The 22,290-nt window shown below is 74.3% G+C and carries 17 protein-coding genes and 1 pseudogene; 6 read left to right on the top strand and 12 right to left on the bottom strand.

Going from position 1 to position 22,290, the window contains the following annotated elements; all coding sequences use genetic code 11:
- Window positions 1–156: 156 nt before the first annotated feature.
- Window positions 157–1,233, top strand: coding sequence for a S1 family peptidase (locus tag IAG43_RS28255; protein ID WP_187743495.1), 1,077 nt, complete (start codon window positions 157–159; stop codon window positions 1,231–1,233).
- A gap of 169 nt (window positions 1,234–1,402) precedes the next feature.
- Here IAG43_RS28255 and IAG43_RS28250 read toward each other — a convergent pair whose 3' ends face one another.
- The 3 genes from IAG43_RS28250 to IAG43_RS28240 form a co-directional block, all read right to left on the bottom strand.
- The gene (locus IAG43_RS28250) at window positions 1,403–2,959 is read right to left on the bottom strand and encodes an oxygenase MpaB family protein (RefSeq protein WP_187743494.1); all 1,557 of its coding nucleotides are present in this window, start codon (window positions 2,957–2,959) and stop codon (window positions 1,403–1,405) included.
- The gene (gene uppS, locus IAG43_RS28245; protein ID WP_187743493.1) at window positions 2,956–3,729 is read right to left on the bottom strand and encodes a polyprenyl diphosphate synthase; all 774 of its coding nucleotides are present in this window, start codon (window positions 3,727–3,729) and stop codon (window positions 2,956–2,958) included. Before uppS ends, IAG43_RS28250 begins: the two co-directional genes overlap by 4 nt.
- A 165-nt stretch (window positions 3,730–3,894) precedes the next feature.
- Window positions 3,895–4,374, bottom strand: a complete 480-nt coding sequence (locus tag IAG43_RS28240) for a macro domain-containing protein (protein ID WP_187743492.1) — start codon at window positions 4,372–4,374, stop codon at window positions 3,895–3,897.
- A gap of 112 nt (window positions 4,375–4,486) precedes the next feature.
- Between IAG43_RS28240 and IAG43_RS28235 the strand changes: the two genes are divergently transcribed.
- A complete protein-coding gene (locus tag IAG43_RS28235) occupies window positions 4,487–5,224 on the top strand; it encodes a MerR family transcriptional regulator (RefSeq protein ID WP_187743491.1) in 738 nt (245 codons plus the stop codon).
- Window positions 5,225–5,276: 52 nt separating this feature from the next.
- Window positions 5,277–5,552: a DUF2087 domain-containing protein gene (locus tag IAG43_RS28230; protein ID WP_187743490.1), complete on the top strand. Its 276-nt coding sequence runs from the start codon at window positions 5,277–5,279 to the stop codon at window positions 5,550–5,552.
- Between the two features lie 107 nt (window positions 5,553–5,659).
- Here the strand turns inward: IAG43_RS28230 and IAG43_RS28225 are convergent, their stop codons facing one another.
- From IAG43_RS28225 to IAG43_RS28210, 4 genes are read right to left on the bottom strand one after another with little or no spacing between them, the layout of a single operon-like run.
- A complete protein-coding gene (locus tag IAG43_RS28225) occupies window positions 5,660–7,834 on the bottom strand; it encodes a 3-hydroxyacyl-CoA dehydrogenase NAD-binding domain-containing protein (protein ID WP_187743489.1) in 2,175 nt (724 codons plus the stop codon).
- Between the two features lie 46 nt (window positions 7,835–7,880).
- Complete coding sequence (locus IAG43_RS28220; RefSeq protein WP_187743488.1) at window positions 7,881–9,095, bottom strand: acetyl-CoA C-acetyltransferase; 1,215 nt, start codon at window positions 9,093–9,095, stop codon at window positions 7,881–7,883.
- A 43-nt stretch (window positions 9,096–9,138) separates the two neighbouring features.
- Window positions 9,139–10,281, bottom strand: a complete 1,143-nt coding sequence (locus tag IAG43_RS28215) for an acyl-CoA dehydrogenase family protein (RefSeq protein ID WP_187743487.1) — start codon at window positions 10,279–10,281, stop codon at window positions 9,139–9,141.
- The gene (locus tag IAG43_RS28210) at window positions 10,278–11,411 is read right to left on the bottom strand and encodes a CaiB/BaiF CoA transferase family protein (RefSeq protein ID WP_187743486.1); all 1,134 of its coding nucleotides are present in this window, start codon (window positions 11,409–11,411) and stop codon (window positions 10,278–10,280) included. The genes IAG43_RS28215 and IAG43_RS28210 overlap by 4 nt, the downstream gene beginning before the upstream one ends.
- A gap of 204 nt (window positions 11,412–11,615) precedes the next feature.
- Here IAG43_RS28210 and IAG43_RS28205 point away from each other — a divergent pair, with 204 nt between their 5' ends.
- Window positions 11,616–12,815 carry a saccharopine dehydrogenase family protein gene (locus IAG43_RS28205; protein WP_246574797.1) on the top strand — a complete coding sequence of 400 codons (1,200 nt, stop codon included), beginning with the start codon at window positions 11,616–11,618 and terminating at the stop codon, window positions 12,813–12,815.
- 54 nt (window positions 12,816–12,869) lie between these two features.
- Here the strand turns inward: IAG43_RS28205 and IAG43_RS28200 are convergent, their stop codons facing one another.
- Entirely contained in the window at window positions 12,870–13,445 is a 576-nt protein-coding gene (locus tag IAG43_RS28200) for a DUF4383 domain-containing protein (protein ID WP_187743484.1), read from the bottom strand.
- 221 nt (window positions 13,446–13,666) lie between these two features.
- On the opposite strand from IAG43_RS28200, the gene IAG43_RS28195 reads away from it, so the two are divergent.
- Complete coding sequence (locus IAG43_RS28195; RefSeq protein ID WP_187743483.1) at window positions 13,667–15,376, top strand: FUSC family protein; 1,710 nt, start codon at window positions 13,667–13,669, stop codon at window positions 15,374–15,376.
- Between the two features lie 191 nt (window positions 15,377–15,567).
- The gene (locus tag IAG43_RS28190) at window positions 15,568–16,086 is read left to right on the top strand and encodes a MarR family winged helix-turn-helix transcriptional regulator (protein ID WP_187744683.1); all 519 of its coding nucleotides are present in this window, start codon (window positions 15,568–15,570) and stop codon (window positions 16,084–16,086) included.
- Window positions 16,087–16,184: 98 nt separating this feature from the next.
- Here IAG43_RS28190 and IAG43_RS28185 read toward each other — a convergent pair.
- From IAG43_RS28185 to IAG43_RS28170, 4 genes and pseudogenes are all read right to left on the bottom strand, one after another.
- Window positions 16,185–18,116: pseudogene (locus IAG43_RS28185) on the bottom strand (helix-turn-helix domain-containing protein).
- Between the two features lie 169 nt (window positions 18,117–18,285).
- Window positions 18,286–19,650: an MFS transporter gene (locus IAG43_RS28180; protein WP_187743482.1), complete on the bottom strand. Its 1,365-nt coding sequence runs from the start codon at window positions 19,648–19,650 to the stop codon at window positions 18,286–18,288.
- 128 nt (window positions 19,651–19,778) lie between these two features.
- Complete coding sequence (locus IAG43_RS28175) at window positions 19,779–20,576, bottom strand: 3-hydroxybutyrate dehydrogenase (protein WP_187743481.1); 798 nt, start codon at window positions 20,574–20,576, stop codon at window positions 19,779–19,781.
- 111 nt (window positions 20,577–20,687) lie between these two features.
- Window positions 20,688–22,145, bottom strand: coding sequence for a tannase/feruloyl esterase family alpha/beta hydrolase (locus tag IAG43_RS28170; RefSeq protein WP_187743480.1), 1,458 nt, complete (start codon window positions 22,143–22,145; stop codon window positions 20,688–20,690).
- Window positions 22,146–22,290: the final 145 nt, after the last annotated feature.

The raw sequence follows: 22,290 nt of genomic DNA, 5'->3' as shown, positions 1-22,290 counted from the left end.
GGCCGCCCGGCTGGAACCGGACACGCCCGGCCGGGCGGCACCCTTGTGTCCGTGACAGGGCCATGTCACATTGAGTCCGCACTCCGGACTGGTCCAGTCCACATCGCCCCCACCCAGGGCGATCCCCCCACGGACTCGTACGAAGGAGAAGCCCCCATGAGACGCACCTCCCGTGCGCGCATCTGCCTTCCCGCCCTGCTCGCCCTGACCGCCGTCGGCCTCGGCACCCACGCCTCGGCAGCCGGAGCGGAGCCCGCCGCCGGGGCCCCCGCACCCGGTGTCTCGGCCACCGCGGCCCAGTACGCCCTGCACAGCTCGCTCGCACGCGGCCTCGGCGACCGCACCGCGGGCTCCTACCTCGACGCGGCGAGCGGCGAGCTGGTGGTGACCGTGACGGACGCGGTCACGGCGGCCGCGGTCCGCGACAGCGGCGCCCGTGCCGAGATCGTCCCCCGCTCGATGGCCGACCTCCGCACGGCGATGGACACCCTGGAGAGCCGTGCCGGGATCACCGGGACCTCCTGGGGCGTCGACCCGAGGACCAATCAGGTCTCCGTGGAGGCGGACCAGTCGGTGTCGGCCCGCGACATGGCCCGGCTGCGGAAGGTCGCCGACGGCCTCGGCGACAGCGTCCGGATCACCCAGGTGCCGGGGACCTTCACCAAGGAGGTCGCGGGCGGCGACGCGATCTACGGGGGCGGCTCCCGCTGCTCGGCCGCGTTCAACGTCTCCAAGGGCACGGCCCGCTACTTCCTGACCGCCGGCCACTGCACCAACCTGGCCGCCGGCTGGTCGGCGGCCTCCGGCGGACCGGCCGTCGGCACCCGGGAGGGCACCAGCTTCCCGACCAACGACTACGGGCTCGTCCGCTACACCGACGGCTCCCAGCCCGCGGGTGACGTCAACCTGTGGAACGGCAGCCGCCAGGACATCACCTCGGCCGCCGACGCCGTCGTCGGCCAGGCGATCCGCAAGTCCGGCTCCACCACCAAGGTGACCAGCGGCACCGTCACCGCCGTCAACGTCACGGTCAACTACAGCGACGGCCCGGTGTACAACCTGGTCCGCACCACCGCCTGTTCCGCGGGCGGAGACAGCGGCGGCGCCCACTTCGCCGGCTCCACGGCGCTGGGCATCCACTCCGGCAGCTCGGGCTGCTCGGGCACCAGCGGCTCCGCCCTGCACCAGCCGGTCCGCGAAGCGCTCGGCGTCTACGGAGTGGCCGTCTACTGACGGCCACCGCCCCCCGCCCGCACCGCATTCCGCGGGGAGGCACGCGACCACCGGCCGGTCGCGCGCCTTCCCCGCGGGCCCCGCGGCACCGCCCGAGCAGCCGCCCGCCGACCGCCCTCGCTCGAGACCGACGCCCGGGTCCGGCGGGCCCCGGGCGTCCGCGGCCCCGTCAGGCGTCCGCCAGCACCGATTCGTACGGACCGGACCGGCGGCCCGCCATGAAGCCGAGGAAGTCGGCCACGAAGGCGCCGCGGGTGTACGTGCCCCCGGCGGAGCCCGCCTCGCGCCGGAACCCGGTGCGGAACAGGGCCCGGTGCTCCTCGGCGTCGATCGTGCCGTCGCCGTCCTTGTCGGCGGCCTCGAAGAGGACCTCGGCGACGCGGATGAGTGCCGGACCCGCCAGCGAGGGCACGGCCGCGGCGTACTCCCCGGCGCTCACCCGTCCGTCACCGTCCGTGTCGAGGGCGCCCTGGAGCTCCCGCCACCAGTCGGCCCACGCCTGATAGAGCCTGGTCTCCTCGGGTTCGTCCAGGTCGAGGCGGCCGCAGAGTTCCCGGGCCATCGCCGCGAGGTCGGGCCAGTCCAGGAACCCGTCGCCGGTCTGGTCGAGGACCTGCCGGAAGAACTCCTCGGCCGTCCGCCGGACTTCGCCGTTCCCCTCTCCCCCGGCCGCCCCCGCCCGCGGGCCCGCCGGCGTCTGCGCGTCCATCGGCGCGCGCGGCCCGATCAGGCGGATGAGCGCCGCCGCCCGGCGCATCCTCTCCTGCAGGGCGGCCACGGTCCGCGCCCGGGGGTCGTCGCTGTCGGGCGTCAGGGAGAGCAGTTCGGCCAGCCCTTCGGCGCGCAGCAGTCCCGGGGGCAGGAAGCGGGCCAGCCCCGCGGCCAGGTAGGCGCCCTGCATCAGCGTCTGCGCACCCGGCATCTCCGGGAGTCCGGCCCGCCGCCGGTACGGCTCCGGCAGCGAGGCCACCGTGACCGCCCCGATGACCGGGCCGGCGACGGCCCGGCCGGCCGCCCACAGCGTGGGCACCTGCTGGAGCAGCGGAGGCGCCGGCAGCCGGTCGAAGAGCCGGTAGAGGATGACCCGGGCCGCCTCGGTGTTCTCCAGCTCCTCGGCGACGACGCGGTCGAAGTACGGCCAGAAGCCGTGCAGTGTGGCGGGCAGACACCCGGCGTCGCCGTCGAGCGCCGCCAGGAAGGCGCGGAACTCCGCGTACAGGCGCTCCATCGTGACCTGGTCCATCGGCCGGCCGCTCATCCGGCACATGGTCACGGTGGACTCGAAGAGGGTAGCCACCACCCAGGCCCTCACCTCGGGGTCCATGGCGTCGTAGGCGCGGCCGGCGGAGTCGGTGCCGCCGAGGCGCGCGTGCAGCCGGTTGAGGCGGGCCGCCTCCCGCAGCCGTGCCTCCTCGTCGGCGCCGAACATGCGGCGCAGGCTGGTGAGGGTGTTCCGCAGCCGCCGCCAGGGATGGGTGACGAAGGTCGAGTTGTCGGCGAGCGCGGCGCCGACCTGCGGATGGGCCGCCTCCAGGACGGTCGCGCGGACGACGGCGAGCGCCCACCGGGGGTCGTCGAAGAGCGCGTGGAACTGCGAACCCGGGCCGAAGAGCGGGACGCCGCCGTCCCCCTCCCCCTGCCGGCCGCCGGCGCCGGGGGCGGACGCCCCGCCGTCCGGTGCGGCCGGGTCCTGCGCGGACGGGTCGTCGGGCGGGCGGACGGTCATCGGGGTGCTCCGTTCGGCTGGGACGGCACGCCGCCGAAGCGGCGGTCCCGTCGCTGGTAGGTGTGCAGGCACTCGGCGAAGTGCGCGGCGCGGAAGTCGGGCCAGAGGACCTGGGGGAAGACCCACTCGGCGTACGCGACCTGCCAGAGCATGAAGTTGGAGATGCGCTGCTCGCCCGAGGTGCGGATGACGAGGTCCACGTCCGGGGTGTCGGGGTACGGGAGGTGCGCGGCGAAGCTCTGTTCCGTCACCTCGTCGGGGCGCGCGCCACCGCGGATCAGCGACCGGGCGGCCTCGACGATGTCGCGGCGGCCCCCGTGGTCGAACGCCACGGTGAGGGTCATGCCCCGGTTGGCCTCGGTGAGCGTCGTGAGGTCGTCGAAGTCCCGGGCCAGCTCCCTCGGCACGCGGTCGTCCGTGACGCCGAGGAACCGGCATCGCACCCCTCGCGCCAGCAGCAGCGGGGCGTGCTTGCGCACGACGCCGCGTACCAGGCGCATCAGGAAGTCGACTTCGGACGGGGGCCGGTTCCAGTTCTCGGTGGAGAAGGCGTACAGGCTGAGCCACCGCACACCCGACGTGCGCGCGGCCTCGATGACGTCGATCACCGTGGTCTCCGCCGCCCGGTGGCCCTCGGTGCGGGGCAGTGAACGCCGGGCCGCCCAGCGTCCGTTGCCGTCCATCACGCACGCCACGTGCCGGGGCACGCCCGGCGGCGTCCCGTCCCGGGGTCCCGTGCCGGCTGCCGCCGGCACACCGTCGTGCGCCATGCCCCACCCCCGTGTGTCCGCCCTGCCCGGCACCGTGCGACCGGCCGGGGGCCGCGGCCCGGGACGATCACTCACCGGAAGTCTGGCAGCGGCGCGGGCCTCCGCGGGGGCGGCAAGATCCGCTTCACCCCTGGCGCATCTGTACGAGAGGGCGGGGCGGGGCGCTCAGCCGTCGTGGTCGTACACCGTGACCTCGACACCGCGGGCGGTCAGCCGCCCGGCTATCAGCGGCTCGACGCGCGACCAGGTGCCCCCGGCGAGCCCGCACCCGATGCGCGGCATGTGCACGGAGGCCCCCAGCCGCAGCGCCTCGGCGCCCACCGTGTCCAGGGCGCGGTCGATCGCCTCGTAGCGCACGGGCACGCCCTTGCTGCCGGTCCTCGTGCCCCGCTGGCCGATCATGTTGGCGACCCACACGTACGTGCCGACCCGGACGAACTGGACGGCTCCCAGACCGAAGTCGTTGCCCGCGCGCCCGCGGTGCCAGCGGCGGTACTCGGCCTCGGGCCCGGGCCAGCGGCGGGATACGGCGAGGACGAAGCCCTTGCCCCATCCGCCCAGGTCGTTGCAGACATGGGCGATCACCTTGACGCCCTTGCCGTGCGGTGCGGTGGCGTCCCCTCGGACGTATGCGATCTCGGCCATGGGACAACCGTACGATCGGGCACCGACAGCCGCCCACGGGTTTCACAGCAATGGTGAGACAGCAATACTGTTGTACAGGCGCAGGGTGTGGCGGTTCGGGAGAGGGAGTGCCATGGCGGACGGGACCGAGGAGGCGGCGTTCACCGTCGACGAGCTGGCCGCACGCGCCGGGGTGACCGTGCGCACGATCCGGTTCTACAGCACCCGCGGCCTGCTCCCGCCGCCGGTGATCGGACCGCGCAGGGTGGGCCACTACGGGCGGGACCACCTCTCGCGTCTCGCGCTGATCGAGGAGCTCCAGCACCAGGGCATGACCCTGGCCGCCATCGAACGCTACCTGGGCCAGCTGCCCGCCGATCTCAGCGCGCAGGACCTGGCGATCCACCGGGCCCTGGTCGCCACCTGGGCGCCCGAGTCGCCCGAGCCGGTGACCCGGGCGGAACTGGAGCGCCGGGCGGGCCGGGCGCTGACGGACGAGGACGTCGAGCGCCTCGGCGCCATGGGCGTCCTGGAGGTGCCGGACCCGGCGGCCGGCGGCGGTTACCTGCTGGACGGTTCGCTGCTGCGGCTCGGGGTCGAACTGCTCGACGTGCCCATCGCGCACGAGACGATCCTCGCCTCCCGCACGGTACTGCTGGAGCACGCCCGCTCGGCCGCCCAGGAGCTGTCGCGGCTGTTCCGCGACGAGGTGTGGGGGCCCTACCGCGAACGCGACCCGGAGCACGCGACCGCGGCGATGAAGTCGCTCTCCGCCCATATGCAGCCGATCGTGGTGCAGGCGCTGGTGACGGCGTTCCAGCGGTCGCTGCGGGAGGAGCTGCGCGGCGCGGTCGGCGCCGAACACCGGTGAGCGGGCCGGTAAATGCGTTGTCCCGCGCGGCGCGATGGGTGAGGCTGCGGTCATGGCCCTCCCCGCAGCCCCACAGTCGGTGCACGCCCTCTTCTCGCACGGCCGGCTGACGGCCGTCCCCCGCAAGGCCGCCCGCCGCGAGCAGCTGCTCACGCATCTGGCCGAGACGCTCTTCGAGCCCGGGCGCTCGTACAGCGAACGGGAGGTCAACGACGCGCTGCTGACCGTGCACGAGGACTGTGCCGCGCTCCGCCGCCATCTGGTGGTCGGCGGGCAGCTGGAACGGACGAGGGACGGCGGCAGCTACCGCCGCGCCGAACACTCCTGAAGAAGCCGCCCTGCGCGCCGCACCGCTCCCCGCACCGCGCAAAGGCACGGTGCGGGCCCCGGACACGGTGCGGGGGCGGCCGGGCGGCCGCCCCCGCACCGCCGCGCTCACGCGTCGGTGAAGACCTCGCCCCGCTCGGCCTTGGCGACCAGCAGCGCCGGCGGCAGGAACCGGTCGCCGTAGCGCTCGGCCAGTTCGCGGGCGCGGGCCACGAAGCCGGGCAGCCCGCCCTCGTAGCCGTTGACGTACTGGAGCACGCCGCCGGTCCAGGCGGGGAAGCCGATGCCCATGATGGAGCCGATGTTGGCGTCGGCGACCGTGGTGAGGACGTTCTCCTCCAGGCAGCGGACGGTGTCCAGCGCCTCGGAGAAGAGCATCCGCTCCTGCATGTCCTCGAACGGGATCTCGCATCCGCCCGCGCCGAAGTGCTCGCGCAGCCCCGGCCAGAGGCCCGCGCGCCGGCCGTCCTCGGCGTAGTCGTAGAAGCCCGCTCCCCCGCTGCGGCCGGGGCGGCCGAACTCGTCGACCATCCGGTCGATGACGGCGTCGGCCGGGTGCACGGGCCAGGTGCCGCCCGCCTCCTCCACCGCGCGCCGGGTCTCCTCGCGGATCTTCCGCGGCAGGGTGAGGGTGAGTTCGTCCATCAGGGACAGCACCTTGGCCGGGTAGCCGGCCTGGGCCGCGGCCTGTTCGACGCTGGCGGGGTCGACGCCCTCGCCGACCATGGCGACGCCCTCGTTGATGAACCGGCCGATGACGCGCGAGGTGAAGAAGCCGCGGGAGTCGTTGACCACGATCGGGGTCTTGTTGATCTGCCGCACCAGGTCGAAGGCGCGGGCGAGCGCCTCGTCGCCGGTGCGCTCGCCCTTGATGATCTCGACCAGCGGCATCTTGTCGACCGGGGAGAAGAAGTGCAGGCCGACGAAGTCGTCCTGGCGCGAGACCCCTTCGGCGAGGGTGGTGATGGGCAGGGTGGAGGTGTTGGAGCAGAGCAGGGCGTCGGGCTCCACCACGTCCTGGATCTCCTGGAACACCTTGTGCTTGAGGGCGGTGTCCTCGAAGACGGCCTCGATGACGGCGTCGCAGCCGGCGAGGTCGGCGGCGTCGGCGGTGGGGGTGATCCGGGCGAGCAGCGCGTCGGCCTTCTCCTGCGTGGTGCGGCCGCGCGAGACGGCCTTGGCGCACAGCTTCTCGGAGTACGCCTTGCCCCTGGCCGCGGCCTCGGGCGTCACGTCCTTGAGGACGACCTCGATGCCGGCCCGGGCGCAGGAGTAGGCGATGCCCGCGCCCATCATCCCGGCGCCGAGGACGGCGGCCCGGCGCACCGTGCGGGGCTCGGGCCCCTGCGGCCGGCTGGCGCCGGAGTTGACGGCCTGGAGGTCGAAGAAGAACGCCTGGATCATGTTCTTGGCGGTCTGCCCGGTGACCAGCTCGGTGAAGTAGCGGGCCTCGATGACCTGCGCGGTCTCGAAGTCGACCTGGGAGCCCTCGACGGCGGCCGCCAGGATGTTGCGCGGGGCGGGGTAGGGGGCGCCGCCCGTCTGCTTCTTCAGGTTGGCGGGGAAGGCCGGGAGGTTGGCGGCGAACTTGGGGTTCGACGGGGTGCCGCCGGGGATGCGGTAGCCGGGGACGTCCCAGGGCTGCCGGGACTCCGGGTGGGCGTCGATGAAGGCCCGCGCCTTGTCGAGCATCTCCTCGCGGGTGGCGGCCAGTTCGTGGACGAGGCCGCTCGCGACGGCGCGCGACGGGCTGTACTGGGTGCCCTGGAGCAGCACCTTGAGCAGGGCGTCGGCGATGCCCATGAGGCGCACGGTGCGGGTCACGCCGCCGCCCGCGGGGAGCAGGCCGAGGGTGACCTCGGGCAGGCCGATCTTGGAGCCCGGTGCGTCGAGCGCGATGCGGTAGTGGCAGGCGAGGGCGATCTCGTAGCCGCCGCCGAGCGCGGCGCCGTTGATCGCGGCGACCACGGGCTTGCCGAGGGTCTCGATGCGGCGCAGCGCGCGCTTGATGCCCATGCCGGCGTCGAAGACGTACTGGGCGTCCTCGGGGCCGGCCTTGATCATGTCCTTGAGGTCGCCGCCCGCGAAGAAGGTCTTCTTGGCGGAGGTGACGATGATGCCGCGGATGGACTCCTGCTCGGCCTCGGCCCGGTCGGCGATCGCCGCGATCGACTCCTTGAACGCCGGGTTCATGGTGTTCGCGGACTGGTTGGGGTCGTCGAGGACGAGGGTGACGATGCCGGTCTCGTCCTGTTCCCAGCGGATGGTGGTGGACTCGCTCATGGTGGTGGCTGCTCCGATACGCGGAAGGGGCGGAAGAGGGCGGGAGTCAGAGGCGCTCGACGACGGTGGCGATGCCCATGCCGCCGCCGACGCACAGGGTGGCGAGGCCGTACCGCTTGTCCTGGCGCTCCAGTTCGTCGACGAGGGTGCCGAGGATCATGGCCCCGGTCGCCCCGAGGGGGTGGCCCATGGCGATGGCGCCGCCGTTGACGTTGATCCTGTCGAGCGGGAGGCCCATGTCCGCGGCGAAGCGCAGCACCACACCGGCGAACGCCTCGTTGATCTCGACCAGGTCGATGTCGTCGATGGTCAGACCGGCACGCTTCAGCGCCTTGCGGGTGGCCGGGGCGGGGCCGGTGAGCATGATGGTCGGCTCCGAGCCGGAGACGGCGGCGGAGACGATCCGGGCGCGGGGGGTGAGGCCGCCCCGTTCGCCGGCCTCCTTGCTGCCGATGGCGACCAGGGCGGCGCCGTCGACGATGCCGGAGGAGTTGCCCGCGTGGTGGACGTGGTCGATCCGCTCGACCCAGTGGTACTTCTGGAGGGCGACGGCGTCGAAGCCGCCGAGGTCGCCGATGTCCGCGAAGGACGGCTTCAGCTTCGCGAGCGAGTCGGCGGTGGTGCCGGGGCGCATGTGCTCGTCGTGGTCGAGGACGACCAGGCCGTTGCGGTCGCGCACCGGCACGACGGAACGCTCGAAGCGGCCGTCCTTCCACGCCGCGGCGGCCCGCTCCTGGGAGAGCGCCGCGTACTCGTCGACATCCCGGCGCGACCAGCCGCCGAGGGTGGCGATCAGGTCGGCGCCGATGCCCTGCGGCACGAAGCCGGTGTCGAAGTTGGTCATCGGGTCGGCGAACCAGGCGCCGCCGTCGGAGGCCATGGGGACCCGGGACATGGATTCCACGCCGCCGGCGAGGACGAGGTCCTCCCAGCCGGAACGGACCTTCATCGCGGCCATGTTGACGGCTTCGAGGCCGGAGGCGCAGAAGCGGTTCTCCTGGACGCCCGCGACGGTGTCGGGCAGCCCGGCCGCGATCGCTGCGATGCGCGCGATGTCGGAGCCCTGGTCGCCGACCGGGCCGACCACGCCGAGGACGATGTCGTCGATGTCCGCCGGGTCCAGGCCGGGGAACCGGCGCTCGAGCTCGTGGATGAGGCCGACGACCAGGTCGATCGGCTTGGTGCCGTGCAGGGCTCCGGACGCCTTGCCGCGTCCGCGCGGGGTGCGGATCGCGTCGTACACGTACGCTTCGGTGCTCACCTTGTCAGCCTTTCGGGGAGGGTTGTCCGAGCTCTCGGGGAGGTCAGCCGAGGAGGGAGCGGCCGATGATCTCCTTCATGATCTCGGTCGTCCCGCCGTAGATGGTCTGGATGCGTCCGTCGGTGAAGGCCCGGGCGACGCGGTACTCGGTCATGTAGCCGTATCCGCCGTGGAGTTGCAGGCAGCGGTCGGCGGCGCGCTTCTGGAGTTCGGTGGCCCACCACTTGGCCATCGAGGCGTGCACGGCGTCGAGTTCGCCCTTGGCGTGGTCGGCGATGCAGCGGTCGAGGAAGGCCCGGGTGACGGCGCACTCGGTGGCCAGTTCGGCGATCTCGAAGCGGATGTGCTGGAGGCGGGCGAGCGGGCGGCCGAACGCCTCGCGCTCCTTCACGTACGCGGTGGTGATCTCCAGCAGGTGCTCGGCGGCGGCGATGCCGGCGACGGCGATCGCCATCCGCTCCTGCGCGAGGTTGGTCATCAGGTGGACGAAGGCGCCGTTCAGCTCGCCGAGCAGGTTCTCCTTGGGGACGCGGACGTCGTGGAAGAAGAGTTCGGCGGTGTCCTGGGCCTTCTGGCCGATCTTGTCGAGGTTGCGGCCGCGTTCGAAGCCCTCGGCACCGCGTTCGACGACGAGCAGGGAGAGGCCGTGGGCGCCGCCCTCGGGGGTGGTCCTCGCGACGACGACGACGAGGTCGGCGAGGATGCCGTTGGAGATGAACGTCTTCGAGCCGTTGAGCACCCAGTGGTCGCCGCGGTCCTCGGCGGTGGTGCGGATGCCCTGGAGGTCGGAGCCCGCGCCGGGCTCGGTCATGGCTATCGCGGTCACCGTCTCGCCGCTGCAGAATCCCGGGAGCCAGCGCCGCTTCTGCTCCTCGGTGCCGAGCGAGGTGAGGTACGGGCCGATGATGTCGTTGTGCAGTCCGACGGCGAGTCCGGGGGCGCCGGCCCGGGTGAACTCCTCGTGCAGCACGGCCGCGTAGCGGAAGTCGTCGTTTCCGCCGCCGCCGTACTCCTCGGGCACGGCGAGGCCGAGCAGCCCCTGGCGCCCGGCCGCGAGCCAGGCCTCGCGGCTGACGATGCCGTCCTTCTCCCACTGCTCGTAGTGCGGCAGCACCTCCTTGGCGAGGAAGGTGCGCACGGTCTCCCGGAACGCCTCGTGGTCCTCGGTGAAGATCTCTCGCCTCATCGGTCCTCCTCGGGAACGGTCAGGTCCACGCCCCAGTCGCGGGCGACGTCCTCGGTGTGCGCGCCGGGCAGGGCGGGCGGCCGGGTCAGGGCGCCCGGGGTGGCGGAGAAGCGGGGCGCGGGGGCGGGCTGGGTGACGCCCTGGTGGTCGACGAAGGTCGAACGGGCCGCCAGGTGGGGGTGCCGGGCGGCCTCGCGGAGCGAGAGCACGGGCGCGACGCAGGCGTCGGAGTCCTCGAAGACGGCCGTCCACTCGGCGCGGGTACGGGTCCTGAAGCGGGCGGCGACGGCTTCGCGCAGTTCGTCCCAGCGGCCGAAGTCCTTGCGGGCGGGCACGGTGTCGGCGATGCCGAGCAGGGTGATGAACTCGTCGTAGAACTTCTGCTCCAGCGCGCCGACCGCCATGTACTCCCCGTCGGCGGTCTCGTAGGAGCCGTAGAAGGGGCAGCCGCCGTCGAGGAGGTTGGCGCCGCGGCGGTCCTGCCAGCCGCCGGCGGCCATCATGCCGTGGATCATGGTGGTCAGGTGGGCCGTGCCGTCGACGATGGCCGCGTCGACGACCTGTCCCCGGCCGCCCTCCGCACGGGCGTGCTGGAGTGCGGCGAGGACGCCGATGACGAGGTAGAGCGAGCCGCCCGCGTAGTCGCCGAGCAGGTTGGCCGGGACCGCGGGCGGCTGGTCAGGCGACCCGATCATGGAGAGGGCGCCGGTCACAGCGGTGTAGCCGATGTCGTGGCCGGCGCGTTCGGCGAGCGGGCCCTGCTGGCCCCAGCCGGTCATCCGCCCGTAGACCAGGCGGGGGTTACGGGCGAGGCAGACGTCGGGGCCCACGCCGAGGCGTTCGGCGACGCCCGGCCGGTAGCCCTCGACGAGGATGTCGGCCTTCTCCGCCAGGGCCAGGACGCGGTCCCTGCCCTCGTCGGTCTTGAGGTCCAGCAGTACGGAGCGCTTGCCCCGGTTGGTGAGGTCGCGGGCGGGGTCGATGCCGAGTCCCGCGCCGCCGGGACGGTCGACGCGCACGACGTCCGCTCCCAGGTCGGCCAGGACCATGGCGGCGAACGGGCCCGGCCCGATGCCCGCCAGCTCGACCACGCGGACCCCGGCCAGCGGACCGTTCCCTGTCGCTGTCATCCAGCCCCCAACGGTGTGACACAACTGATGTAACACCAGTGATGGTAAGAACACGTTCCACTCGGCACAAGGGGTTCGGCCGAGCAAGCGCTTAGCTCCTTGAAGACTGCCAGGTTACCGATGGGGAACACGTCTTCTGCCGGGCGGCGCGGCGCGCTAGCCTCGGCCACCGGCATGGACACGGCACAGCAGGCGGAGGAGCCCTTGAACAGCCAGAACGGCACCGGTCGCGACGAGCGCCCGTACGACATCGTGCTCTTCGGCGCGACCGGCTTCGTCGGCGTGCTCACCGCCGAGTACCTGGCGCGCCACGCGCCCGCCGGGTGCCGCTGGGCCGTGGCCGGGCGCAGCGCGGCCAAGCTGGAGAAGCTGCGGGAGCGGCTGACGGCCATCTCCCCCGGGTGCGCCGAGCTGCCCCTGATCGTCGCCGACGCCTCGGACGCCGACGGCCTGCGGGACCTCGCCCGGTCCACCCGCGCCGTGGCGACGACCGTGGGCCCCTACGTCTGGTACGGCGAACCGCTCGTCGCCGCCTCCGCGGAGGCCGGCACCCACTACGCCGACCTCACCGGCGAACCGGAGTTCGTGGACGCGATGTTCGTCCGCCACGACGCACGCGCCCGGGAGACCGGGGCACGTCTCGTGCACGCCTGCGGCTTCGACTCGGTCCCCCACGACCTGGGCGCCTACTGGACCGTCCAGCAGCTCCCCGAGGGTGTGCCGCTGCGCGTCGACGGCTTCGTGCGCTCCAACGCGATGTTCTCCGGCGGCACCTTCGCCTCCGCGCTGACCGCGATGGGGCGCGGCCCGCAGACGCTGCGGGCCGCGCGGGACCGGCGGCTGCACGAGCCGCGGCTGGTCGGCCGGAGGGCGAGCGCCCCGGTCGGCGCGCCCCGGTTCAGCCGGGAGACCGGAGCCTGGGCGATCCCGCTCCCCACCATCGACGGGCAGGTCGTCGCCCGGTCCGCGCGGGCGCTGGACCGCTACGGGCCGGACTTCCGCTACCGCCACTACGCCGCCGTCCGGACCCTCCCGATGGCGCTCGGCGGCCCCGCGTTCGTGGGTGCGGGCGTCGCGCTGGCACAGATCCCGGCGGCCCGCCGGTGGCTCATCTCCCGCTACGAGCCCGGCACCGGCCCGGACGCCGCCCGCCGGGCGCGCAGCTGGTTCTCGGTCCGCTTCGTCGGCGAGGGCGGCGGACGCCGTGTGTTCACCGAGGTGACGGGCGGCGACCCGGGCTACGACGAGACCGCCAAAATCCTCGCCGAGTCCGCGCTCAGCCTCGCCCTCGACGATCTGCCGCAGCGCTCGGGCCAGCTCACGCCCGCGGTCGCGATGGGCGACGCCCTGCTGTCGCGCCTGCGGGAGGCGGGGATGGGGTTCCGGGTGGCGCACACGGAGTGAGCCGTGCGGGGCACCCCGCGCGGCAGGCGGGCGCGGGGTGCCCGGGGGCGCCGCTCAGGGACGACCGTGGCGCCCGATGCCCCGTCGCGGCGGCCGGGCGGGCGTCGCCGCGACGGCCGGTGCGGGCGCCACCGCCGGCACCGGGCCCGGGGCCGTGGCACCGCCGGCGGTGCCGCCGTGGCGCCTGCGCCAGTAGGGGTTGTCGTGCGGCAGGCCGCCGGAGACGCGGCCGTACATCCCGAACGTCATGATCACGAGGCCCATGACGAAGCTGAACAGCACGTTCGTCATGCCGAAGTCCAGGAAGTTGCCCGAGCGGTCGAGCACGAAGACGTGGTAGAAGCCGCTCAGCACGAAGAGCACGCCGACGGTCATGTTCACCGTCGAGGCGACATTGCCGCCGATCAGACCGCCGGCGATCAGCACGAGGCCGACGACCGTGGAGATGACGCTCAGGGTGACGTTGGTCGTCATGCCGGCGATCGTGTCGCCCGAGGTCGAGAAGGGGCTGAGGGCGTCGGCGAAGCCCAGGCAGCCGAAGACGATGAGCGCGACACCGCAGAGCACCGCGCCGTACCGGTACACGGTCGCCAGACGGTGGTCGACCGGAAGCTCGTCTCGCAGTTTCATGTCCGGTTTTCGGCGGCTTGTGGGGATCCGGATGCGGGCGGGGGCCCGTTCACCCGACCGGAGCAGAGGCGGGGGCGTGGGCGGACACAGACGGAGACGGGGGCGGGGACGGGGGCCGTGCAGGGGCCGGGGTGCGGGCCGGGCACGGGCCGGAGCGCGGGCGGGGACAGCCAGGCGCTACAAGATATTTTACGCGTAAAACACCTGTTACCCTCGACTCCATGAGCAGTGCCCCTCCCCCGCTCCCCACCGCGACGGTCCACCGGCGCCTGCCCCTCGCCGCCCCGCTGCGTCCCGGGCGGCCCTCGGAGATCTGGTTCAAGCCGGCCCTCAGCGTGGTCGCCGCGGTGGCACCGCCCAACCTGCTGCTCCTGGCGCTCGGCCGGCTCGACCTGGCGGTGTACTCCATGGCCGGGTCCCTGTGCGCCCTGTACGCCCACAACCGCCCGTACGCGGCCCGGGCCAGGGCACTGGCCTGGGTGGTCCTCGGCATGCTCGGCGGCCTCGCCGTGGCGCTGGTCGCCGCCTCCCTCACGCGCGACGCCGTCGTCCTCGTCACCGTCGGCGCCGTGCTGGCCGCCGCGCAGAAGGCGCTGTGCGACGCCGCCCGCATCGGCCCGCCGTCCCACGTGATCCTGATCTTCGTCAGCTCGGCCTCGCTGTTCGTCCCGCAGACCCTCGGTCAGGTACCCGGCCACCTCGCGCTCGCCGCCGCGGCGGGCGTGTGGGCGTGGCTGGTCGGCATGGCCCCCGCGCTGGTCCGGCCGCACGGCCCGGAGCGCCGGGCCACCGCCCACGCCCTGCGCGCGGCCGCCGCGCACACCGGGGCGGCGGACGGTGCGCGGGACCGCTCGCGCACCCGCGCCGACGCCTACGCGGCGGTCCAGGACGCCTGGCAGACGCTGCTGGCCGCGGGGAACCGCCCGTCGGCCACCCGCCGGGCGCTCGGGAGGCTGCTCGTCCGCGCCGAGACCGCGCTCGCCTCGCCCGCCGCCGCCGACCCCGCACGCCTTCGCGGCTGGGCGAACGAGCTGCGCGGCACCGGCCCCGTCCCGGACGACGTCCCCGGCGACGGCACCGGCGAACTTCTCGGCGTGGCGGCGGGACGCTCCGTCGCGTCCCCCTCGCTGTGGCGCAGGCTCGGACCGCTCACCCCGATCGCCGTCCGCACCGCCCTCGGCTGCGCGCTCGCCGGCTACGCCTCCCTCGCCCTCGGCGTCGGCCGCCCCTACTGGGCCCTGGTCACCGCGGCCGCGCTCTACCAGGCCAATATCGCCCTCACCTGGAACCGGACGGTCCAGCGGGTGGCCGGCAACCTCGTGGGCGTCCTGCTGTTCGCCGCCGTCGCCCCGGTCGCCGGGCTCGGCCCACTCGCACTCGTCCTGTGCTGCCTCGTCCTCAACTTCGGTGCCGAGGCCGTCATCAGCCGCAATTACTGGCTCGGCTCGGTGTGCGTGACTCCGCTCGCCCTGCTCGTCGCCGAGTTCCCCGGCTACCGGCCGGCCGGTGAGCTGATCACCGACCGCGTCGTGGACACCCTCGTCGGCGCCCTGGTCGGCTTCGCCGCGGCCCTGGCGGTGACCAACCGCAGGGCGGGGGACCGCGTCGAGGCGGCGATCACCGCGGTCGGGGAGGCCCGCGACGACCTCGCCCGCCTGCTGGCGGACCGGCCGGCCGTCGCGGCTCCGGCGGCCGCCTGCCACCGTCTGGCGGCGGCACTCGTCGAACTGAGGGCCGCCGCCGACGCCGCGTCCGGTGAGTGGTGGCCGCGGACACCGCCCCGGGAACGGGTCGTGCTCGCCGAGCAGTCGGGGCACCGTACGCTCGCGGCGGGCGTACGGCACCAGGGGGCGCTCACGGCCCCCGGCACAGCCACGGACACGGACACAGCCACGGGCACGGGCACGGACACGGAGGACGGACGGCCATGACGGCAGGCGGCGGACGGGAAGCGGCGGCCGGGGGCTCCCCGGCGGACGGGAACGCGCCGCGCGCCGGGGGCGCCCCGGGCCGCGCCGGCACGCCACCCGGCGAGCACCCGGCGGCAGGCCCGGCATCACCCGGCGAGCTCCCGGCGGCAGGCGACGCGCCGCGGGAAGAGGGCGCCCCCGCGCACGCCGGCATCCCGGGGCGCTCGCGGGACGACACCGTTGCCGCGGTGGTGCGGCAGTGGCGGGCCGTGCGCCCCGACCTCGACACCGGCCCCATGGAGGTCATCGGCCGCATCAACCGCTGCGCCGCGCTCCTCCAGCAGGCGGAGGACGCCCCGCTGCGCCGCGCGGGGCTGACCCGCCCCGAGTTCGACCTGCTGGGCGCGCTGCGCCGGGCCGGCGAGGAGCTGACCCCGGGCCGGCTGGCCCGCGAGACGTTCTCCTCGGGAGCAGCCGTCACCAAGCGCCTCAGGCAGCTCGGGGAGCGCGGGCTGGTGGAACGCCGCACCGACACCCGCGACCGCCGGGTCGCCCACGTCCGCCTAGCCGACTCCGGGCGGGAACTGCTCGACGGCCTGATGCCCGATCAGCTCGCCTACGAGACCGACGTCCTGGCCGGAGTGGGCGGGCCCCGGCTGGACGAACTCGCCACCCTGCTCGGCGCGCTTCTCGGGCAGCTGGAGGAACGCCTCGGCCCGCCGCCGGAGTGAGCACCCCGGCGCCGCCGCGACCGGCTCACCGACGGGACGCCTCCCCGGCCGACGCGCGGTCGGCAGCCGGCGCCCGGGGAGCGTGCCCGGCCGCCCGGTCAGTCGCCGGCCGTGCCCCGGCCGGTGGGCCCGCCGGACACCCGGTGGAGGCGGAGGGCCAGATGGATCTCCAGGGCGGCGGCCGGGGAGTTCCAGTCGGGGCCGAGGAGCTGGGCGACACGGTCGAGGCGCTGCACGACCGTGTTCACGTGGACGTGGAGGTGGTCCTTGGCCCGGGCGAGGCTGGCCCCCTGGTCGTAGTAGGCGTGCAGGGTGCGGACGAGTTCGGTGCCCCGCTCGGCGTCCTAGGCCAGCACGGGGCCGAGCACCCGGTCGACGTACGCGGCGATGTCGGCCCGGTCGCCGAGCAGGACGCCGATGAAGCCGAGGTCGGCCACGTCCGCCCCCTCCCCGGTCCGGCCGAGGGAGTGCAGCGCGGTGAGGCAGCGCACGGCCTCGGCGTGCAGGGCCGCGTGGTGGTCGGGGCCGGTGCCGGGCCCGGCGGCACCCGCGGTCACGGCGGCGCCGAGGACCCGGGTCAGGTCGGCGGCGAGGGTGCGGGCGAGGTCGCCGGGCCGCTCGCAGGGCGCGAGCAGGACGGGCCGGCCCCGCCGGGTGCCGGCGAGACCGCCGAGGCGGCGGGCGACGCGGGCGTTCTCCGCGGCGAGCCGGGACCGCAGGGCGGGTGCGCAGTCGAGGACGGCGACGGCGTGCGGCCGGGCGAGGTCGAGACCGAGGCGCCGGGCGCGCAGGCCGAGGCTGTCGCCGTCCCAGTGCGCGGAGGCGTCGGGGCCCGCGAGCAGGTCGTCGAGGAGTTCACCGCGCACCCGGTCCTCGGCCTCGGCCACCGAGCGCCGGATCAGCAGCAGCATCGCCGTGACGAGGGCCGAGCGTTCGAGGAGGCGGCGGTCGGCTTCGGCAAGGTCACCGCGCCCGGTCAGCACGATGCTGCCCAGCGGCTCCGCACCGGCCAGGACGGCGCAGGTCCACACCCCGTCGGCGTGCACCGCGCGGCCCTCGTCCCGGGACGCCTCCAGGCCGGCCGCGGAGGGCGTCACCGGTGGGGTGCCGACGCGTGCCAGCTCGCTGCCGTCCGTGTCGTGGACGGCCACGCCCCCGCCCAGCAGGCTCGCGATCTCGGCGGCGACCTCGTCGGTGCCGGCGCCCCGCAGCACCAGCTTGGACAGCCGGTCATGGGCGTCGGATGCCTGGTGAAGCGCCTCGCCGTGGGCACGGGCGGTCGCGTTGGCGGCCTCCAGGCGGGCGAGCACGGTGTGGGTGGCCTCCAGCCGGCGGGCGCTGTCGATGGCGACGGCGGCGTGGTCGGCGAGCGAGGCGAGGAGGGCGATGGCGTCGGGGGTGAAGTCCCGCGGGCTGCGGTCCGCCGCGAAGAGGACCCCGATGACCTCCTCGCCGAGTCGCAGCGGGACGCCGACGATGCCGCGGAGTCCCTCCTCGGCCACGCCGTCGTCGATGGCGCCGGTGTGACGGTAGCGGCGGTCGGTGCGGTAGTCCCTGCTGGCGTAGGGGCGGGCGGTCTGCGCGACCAGGCCGCCCAGCCCCTCCCCCAGTCCCAGCCGGAGCTGCTGGAAGGCGGCCGAGACGGAACCCTCGGTGACCCGCATGAACGTGTCCTCGGCCGCCGGGTCGTTGAGGGTGAGATAGGCGACGTCCGTGCCGAGAAGGGTCCGCGCCCGCCGGACGATGGCGCGCAGCAGCTCGTCGAGGTCGCGCAGCCGGGCCAGGTCCCCCGCGGTGTCGAACAGGGCCGTCAGCTCGGTCTCCCGGCGGCGGTACTGGTCGAGCACCCGCAGCACCGACAGGGCGGCCTCGGTGGTCTCCTGGATGCGCTCGACGTCCGCCGGCGGCGCCCCTGCCGCCCGGGAGAGCGCCGGCTGCGCCGCGAGCTCCCGCGCCGGGGCACCTGCGGCCAGCAGGTCCAGCAGCCGGCGTGCGGCGGATTCGGCGGGCGATTCGGCGGGCGGCGGCATCCGGACACCGGCCCGGACGTCGGCGGTCGTACGGCGTGACGTCGTCATCGGGACTCCTCGCGGCGGGTTCCGGGATCGGGACGGGGACGGGGTCGGGGCGAGGCGGGGCGGTCCGCCGCCGCCGCGGGGTGCGGCGACGGCGGACCGGAGGCTCACGGGCGGGACGCGGTCACCTCCGGTCACCCGCCGGCACCGGCGCCTGCGTCTCCTCCGCGTCGTCGCGGTCACGGGAGAGGTCGCGGCCGAGGGTCTCGCGGGTGACGGCGACGGTGACGGTGGTGATCACGGCCGCGGCGCACAGGTACACGGCGATGGGCGTGGAACTCCCGTACTCCCGCAGCAGTTCGACGGCGATGATCGGGGCGAGGGCGCCGGCGAGGATGGAGGCGAGCTGGGAGCCCATGGAGGCGCCGGAGTAGCGGACCTTGGTGTCGAACATCTCGGAGATGAAGGCCGCCTGCGGGCCGTACATCGCGCCGTGCAGCAGCAGACCCGCGGTGACCGCCAGGGTGATCACCACGAACGACTCCGAGTCGACGAGCCCGAAGAAGACGAACGCCCACGCCGCCATGCCCACGGAGCCGATCAGCGTCACCGGACGCCGGCCGACCCGGTCGGAGAGCGCACCCCACAGCGGGATGGCGAAGAAGTGCACGGCCGAGCCGATGAGCACGGCGTTCAGCGCGGTGCTCTTCGGCAGCTCCAGGTGGACGGTGACGTACACGAGGAGGAAGGAGGTGAGGATGTAGTACGAGATGTTCTCGCCGAAGCGGGTGCCGATGGCCGACAGCACCTCGCGCCAGCTGCGCCGGAACACCTCGACGACCGGGGCCTTCTCCTCGGCCCCCGCGGCGGCCGCCGCCTCCGCCTTCGCCTGGGCCTCCAGGAAGACGGGGGACTCGGAGACCGAGACGCGGATCCACAGACCGATCACCACGAGCAGGCCGGAGAGCAGGAACGGGATCCGCCAGCCCCACGCCTGGAAGTCGGCCTCCGACTGGACGGAGGCGAGCAGCGCCAGGACACCGGTGGCGAGCAGGTTGCCGCCCGGGGCGCCGGCCTGCGGCCAGGAGGCCCAGAAGCCGCGGTGCTTGTCGCCGCCGTGCTCCGAGACGATGAGGACGGCCCCGCCCCACTCGCCGCCGAGCGCGAAGCCCTGGACCAGCCGCAGCAGGGTGAGCAGGACCGGCGCCCAGACGCCGATGGTGTCGTACGTGGGCAGCAGGCCCATGGCGAACGTGGCGCCGCCCATCATCAGCAGGCTCAGCACCAGGAGCTTCTTGCGGCCGATCTTGTCGCCGTAGTGCCCGAAGACGATGCCGCCGAGCGGCCGGGCGGCGAACCCGATGGCGTAGGTGACGAAGGCGATCAGGGTGCCGACGAGGGGGTCCGCGCTGGGGAAGAACAGGGTGTTGAAGACGAGCGCGGCGGCGGAGCCGTAGAGGAAGAAGTCGTACCACTCGATGGTGGTGCCGATCAGACTCGCTCCGACGATGCGGCCGATGCCGCTTCTCGGCTTGGTGGTGTCAGACATGGGTTTCACCGGTTCTCACGGGCGGGCGGGACGGGGGACGGGAGTGCGGACAGGCGCGGACGGCGACGGGTGTGCGGGGAAGACGGGCCGGCCGGGGGATGGGAGTCCGTCCCGGGCGGCGGGGCGGCTCAGCCCGCGGTCCAGCCGCCGTCGAGCGGCATGGACACGCCGGTGACGCAGCCGGAGTGGGGGCCGCAGAGCCACAGGACGGCGGCGGCCACCTCCTCGGGCTCCAGGAGCCGCTTGACGGGCGAGCGGGCGAGCAGGACGTCCGTCAGGACGTCGTCCTCGCCGATGCCGTGGGCGGCGGCCTGGTCGCGGATCTGGTCCTCGACCAGAGGGGTCCGGACATAGCCGGGGTTGACGCAGTTGCTGGTGACGCCGTGCGCGGCGCCCTCGACGGCGGCGACCTTGCTGAGCCCCTCCAGGGCGTGCTTGGCGGCGACGTAGGCGCTCTTGTAGGCACTGGCCCGCAGCCCGTGGACGCTGGAGACGTTGACGACGCGTCCCCAGCCGCCCGCGTACATGTGCGGCAGCGTCCTGCGCATCAGCAGGAACGGGGCGGTGACCATCACCTTCTGGATCAGCTCGAAGCGGTCCGGCGGGAACTCCGTGAGCGGGGCGACGTGCTGGAGCCCGGCATTGTTGACGAGGATGTCGACCTCGTCGGGCAGCAGGCCGACGGCGGCCGGGTCGGCGAGATCGGTCACGTGGGCCCGGCCGCCGGCCGTCTCGGCGACGGCCTTCGCCGAGCCCGCGTCCCGGTCCACCACGTGGACGAAGGCTCCCGCCTGCGCGAGGGCGAGGGCGCAGGCCCGCCCGATACCGCTGCCGCCGCCCGTCACCAGCGCCGTGCGTCCGCGCAGGTCGGTCGCGGCGGCGGCGGGTGACGGTAGCCGGTTCGGAGTCGGAAATATGTGCGTCATGGGCGGCAACAGTAGGGAGGGCCTTCCCGTCGGCCCATGGATGATTCATCCACAGTCATGAGCCTCACCATGGTGGCGAGCCCCATAGGTGGCATGCGGAGGCCCCCGCGCTCACCCCGAGGCGCCGGTGCCCCTGCCGGTGCGGAGTGAGCAGGTGTTCGCCAGGGACACGGAGTCCTGGCCGGCGGGCAGGGCGACGGTGTGCGAGGCGGGCGGCCGGTGCCCCGCCGACAGCCAGCCCTCCAGGGCCGTGAAGGCGGAGCGGTGGCACGGCGCCAGCGGACGGAGCCGGCCGGGGAAGACGTCGACGAGGGAGTCGGTGTGGGTGCCGCCCTCGATGCGGTAGTAGCGGTGCAGCCACCCGCGGCCGGCGTCGCGCACCATGCGGGCGTAGACGTCGGAGTCCTGCCCGATCGGGAGCAGCATGTCCAGGGTTCCGTGCAGGGTGATCAGCGGCTTGCCGATGCGGCCGGTGAGCGCGATCCGCCCGATCGCCCGCCGGACCTCCTCGGGCCGGGCCGCGAGGTCGTAGTCGGCGTCGCAGGCGGGTGTGCCGGGCGCGCAGTACGGTGTCCCGGCCTCGGTCGCGCCGTCGAATCCCGGGTCCACCTCCTCGCGGTAGATCCGCTGGGTGAGGTCCCAGTAGACCTGGTGGTGGTACTGCCACAGGAACTCCGACTCCGCGGGGAAGCCCGCGGCCGCCATGTCCTGCCGCGCCTGCGCGGCGCCCGCACCACCCGCCGCGACGACCGGGTAGGCGCGCATGGCCTTCGGCAGGAAGTCCAGCAGGTTCGGACCGCCGGACCGCCAGAGGGTTCCCTCCCAGTCGACCCCGCCGTCGTAGAGCTCGGGGTGGTTCTCCAGCTGCCACCGCACCAGGTAGCCGCCGTTGGACATCCCCGTGACCAGGGTGCGGGCCGGCGGCCGGTGGTAGCGCTGCGCCACCGCGGACCGGGCGGCCCGGGTGAGCTGGGTGACCCGGCTGTTCCACTCCGCGATCGCGTCCCCCGGCGTCCTCCCGTCGCGGTGGAAGGCGAGACCCGTGTTGCCCTTGTCGGTGGCCGCGTACGCGTAGCCCCGGGACAGGACCCAGTCGGCGATGGCCCGGTCGTTGGCGTACTGCTCCCGGTTGCCGGGGGTTCCGGCGACCACGAGGCCGCCGTTCCACCGGTCGGGGAGGCGGATGACGAACTGGGCGTCGTGGTTCCAGCCGTGGTTGGTGTTGGTGGCGGAGGTGTCGGGGAAGTAGCCGTCGATCTGGATGCCCGGCACCCCGCTGGGCACGGCCAGGTCCTTGGGTGTGAGCCCGGCCCAGTCGGCCGGATCGGTGTGCCCGGAGGCGACCGTGCCGGCCGTGGTCAGCTCGTCGAGGCAGGCGGCCTGCTGGTGCTCGGCCCCCGGCACACGGATCGTCTGCCGGCCGGCGCAGTGCCCGCCGGGGCCGGCGGACGCCGCCGTGGCGGACGCCGTCGCCGGAACGGCGGTCAGGGTGAGCGCGGCCAGGGCGAGTGCCGTCGGCACGCCCAGGCGGCCACGGCGTGGCGGGGTACGGAAGAGTGAGCGACCCATCGGATGCCTCCGGGCTCGGGGAAGGGACTCGCGGGAGGCTATGCCGCCGGGCGGTCACCGGACATGGCCGTGCGGCCCACCATCCCCGGCCCGTCCATGGGTTGAGCCCCCATCACCTCCGTACGGGCCGTGCGGGCCGTACGCC

It is taken from the genome of Streptomyces genisteinicus, assembly GCF_014489615.1.
GTDB lineage: Bacteria > Actinomycetota > Actinomycetes > Streptomycetales > Streptomycetaceae > Streptomyces > Streptomyces genisteinicus.
The sequence above is the reverse complement of the archived record's forward strand: the minus strand, read 5'-3'. Positions and strand labels throughout refer to the sequence as shown.

What these genes read in the sequence shown, in the direction of transcription:
- IAG43_RS28255 (WP_187743495.1), top strand. Translation starts at nt 157, where the DNA reads ATGAGACGCACCTCCCGTGCGCGCATCTGCCTTCCCGCCCTGCTCGCC.
- IAG43_RS28250 (WP_187743494.1), bottom strand. Translation starts at nt 2,959, where the DNA reads ATGACCGTCCGCCCGCCCGACGACCCGTCCGCGCAGGACCCGGCCGCA.
- uppS (WP_187743493.1), bottom strand. Translation starts at nt 3,729, where the DNA reads ATGGCGCACGACGGTGTGCCGGCGGCAGCCGGCACGGGACCCCGGGAC.
- IAG43_RS28240 (WP_187743492.1), bottom strand. Translation starts at nt 4,374, where the DNA reads ATGGCCGAGATCGCATACGTCCGAGGGGACGCCACCGCACCGCACGGC.
- IAG43_RS28235 (WP_187743491.1), top strand. Translation starts at nt 4,487, where the DNA reads ATGGCGGACGGGACCGAGGAGGCGGCGTTCACCGTCGACGAGCTGGCC.
- IAG43_RS28230 (WP_187743490.1), top strand. Translation starts at nt 5,277, where the DNA reads ATGGCCCTCCCCGCAGCCCCACAGTCGGTGCACGCCCTCTTCTCGCAC.
- IAG43_RS28225 (WP_187743489.1), bottom strand. Translation starts at nt 7,834, where the DNA reads ATGAGCGAGTCCACCACCATCCGCTGGGAACAGGACGAGACCGGCATC.
- IAG43_RS28215 (WP_187743487.1), bottom strand. Translation starts at nt 10,281, where the DNA reads ATGAGGCGAGAGATCTTCACCGAGGACCACGAGGCGTTCCGGGAGACC.
- IAG43_RS28210 (WP_187743486.1), bottom strand. Translation starts at nt 11,411, where the DNA reads ATGACAGCGACAGGGAACGGTCCGCTGGCCGGGGTCCGCGTGGTCGAG.
- IAG43_RS28200 (WP_187743484.1), bottom strand. Translation starts at nt 13,445, where the DNA reads ATGAAACTGCGAGACGAGCTTCCGGTCGACCACCGTCTGGCGACCGTG.
- IAG43_RS28195 (WP_187743483.1), top strand. Translation starts at nt 13,667, where the DNA reads ATGAGCAGTGCCCCTCCCCCGCTCCCCACCGCGACGGTCCACCGGCGC.
- IAG43_RS28180 (WP_187743482.1), bottom strand. Translation starts at nt 19,650, where the DNA reads ATGTCTGACACCACCAAGCCGAGAAGCGGCATCGGCCGCATCGTCGGA.
- IAG43_RS28175 (WP_187743481.1), bottom strand. Translation starts at nt 20,576, where the DNA reads ATGACGCACATATTTCCGACTCCGAACCGGCTACCGTCACCCGCCGCC.
- IAG43_RS28170 (WP_187743480.1), bottom strand. Translation starts at nt 22,145, where the DNA reads ATGGGTCGCTCACTCTTCCGTACCCCGCCACGCCGTGGCCGCCTGGGC.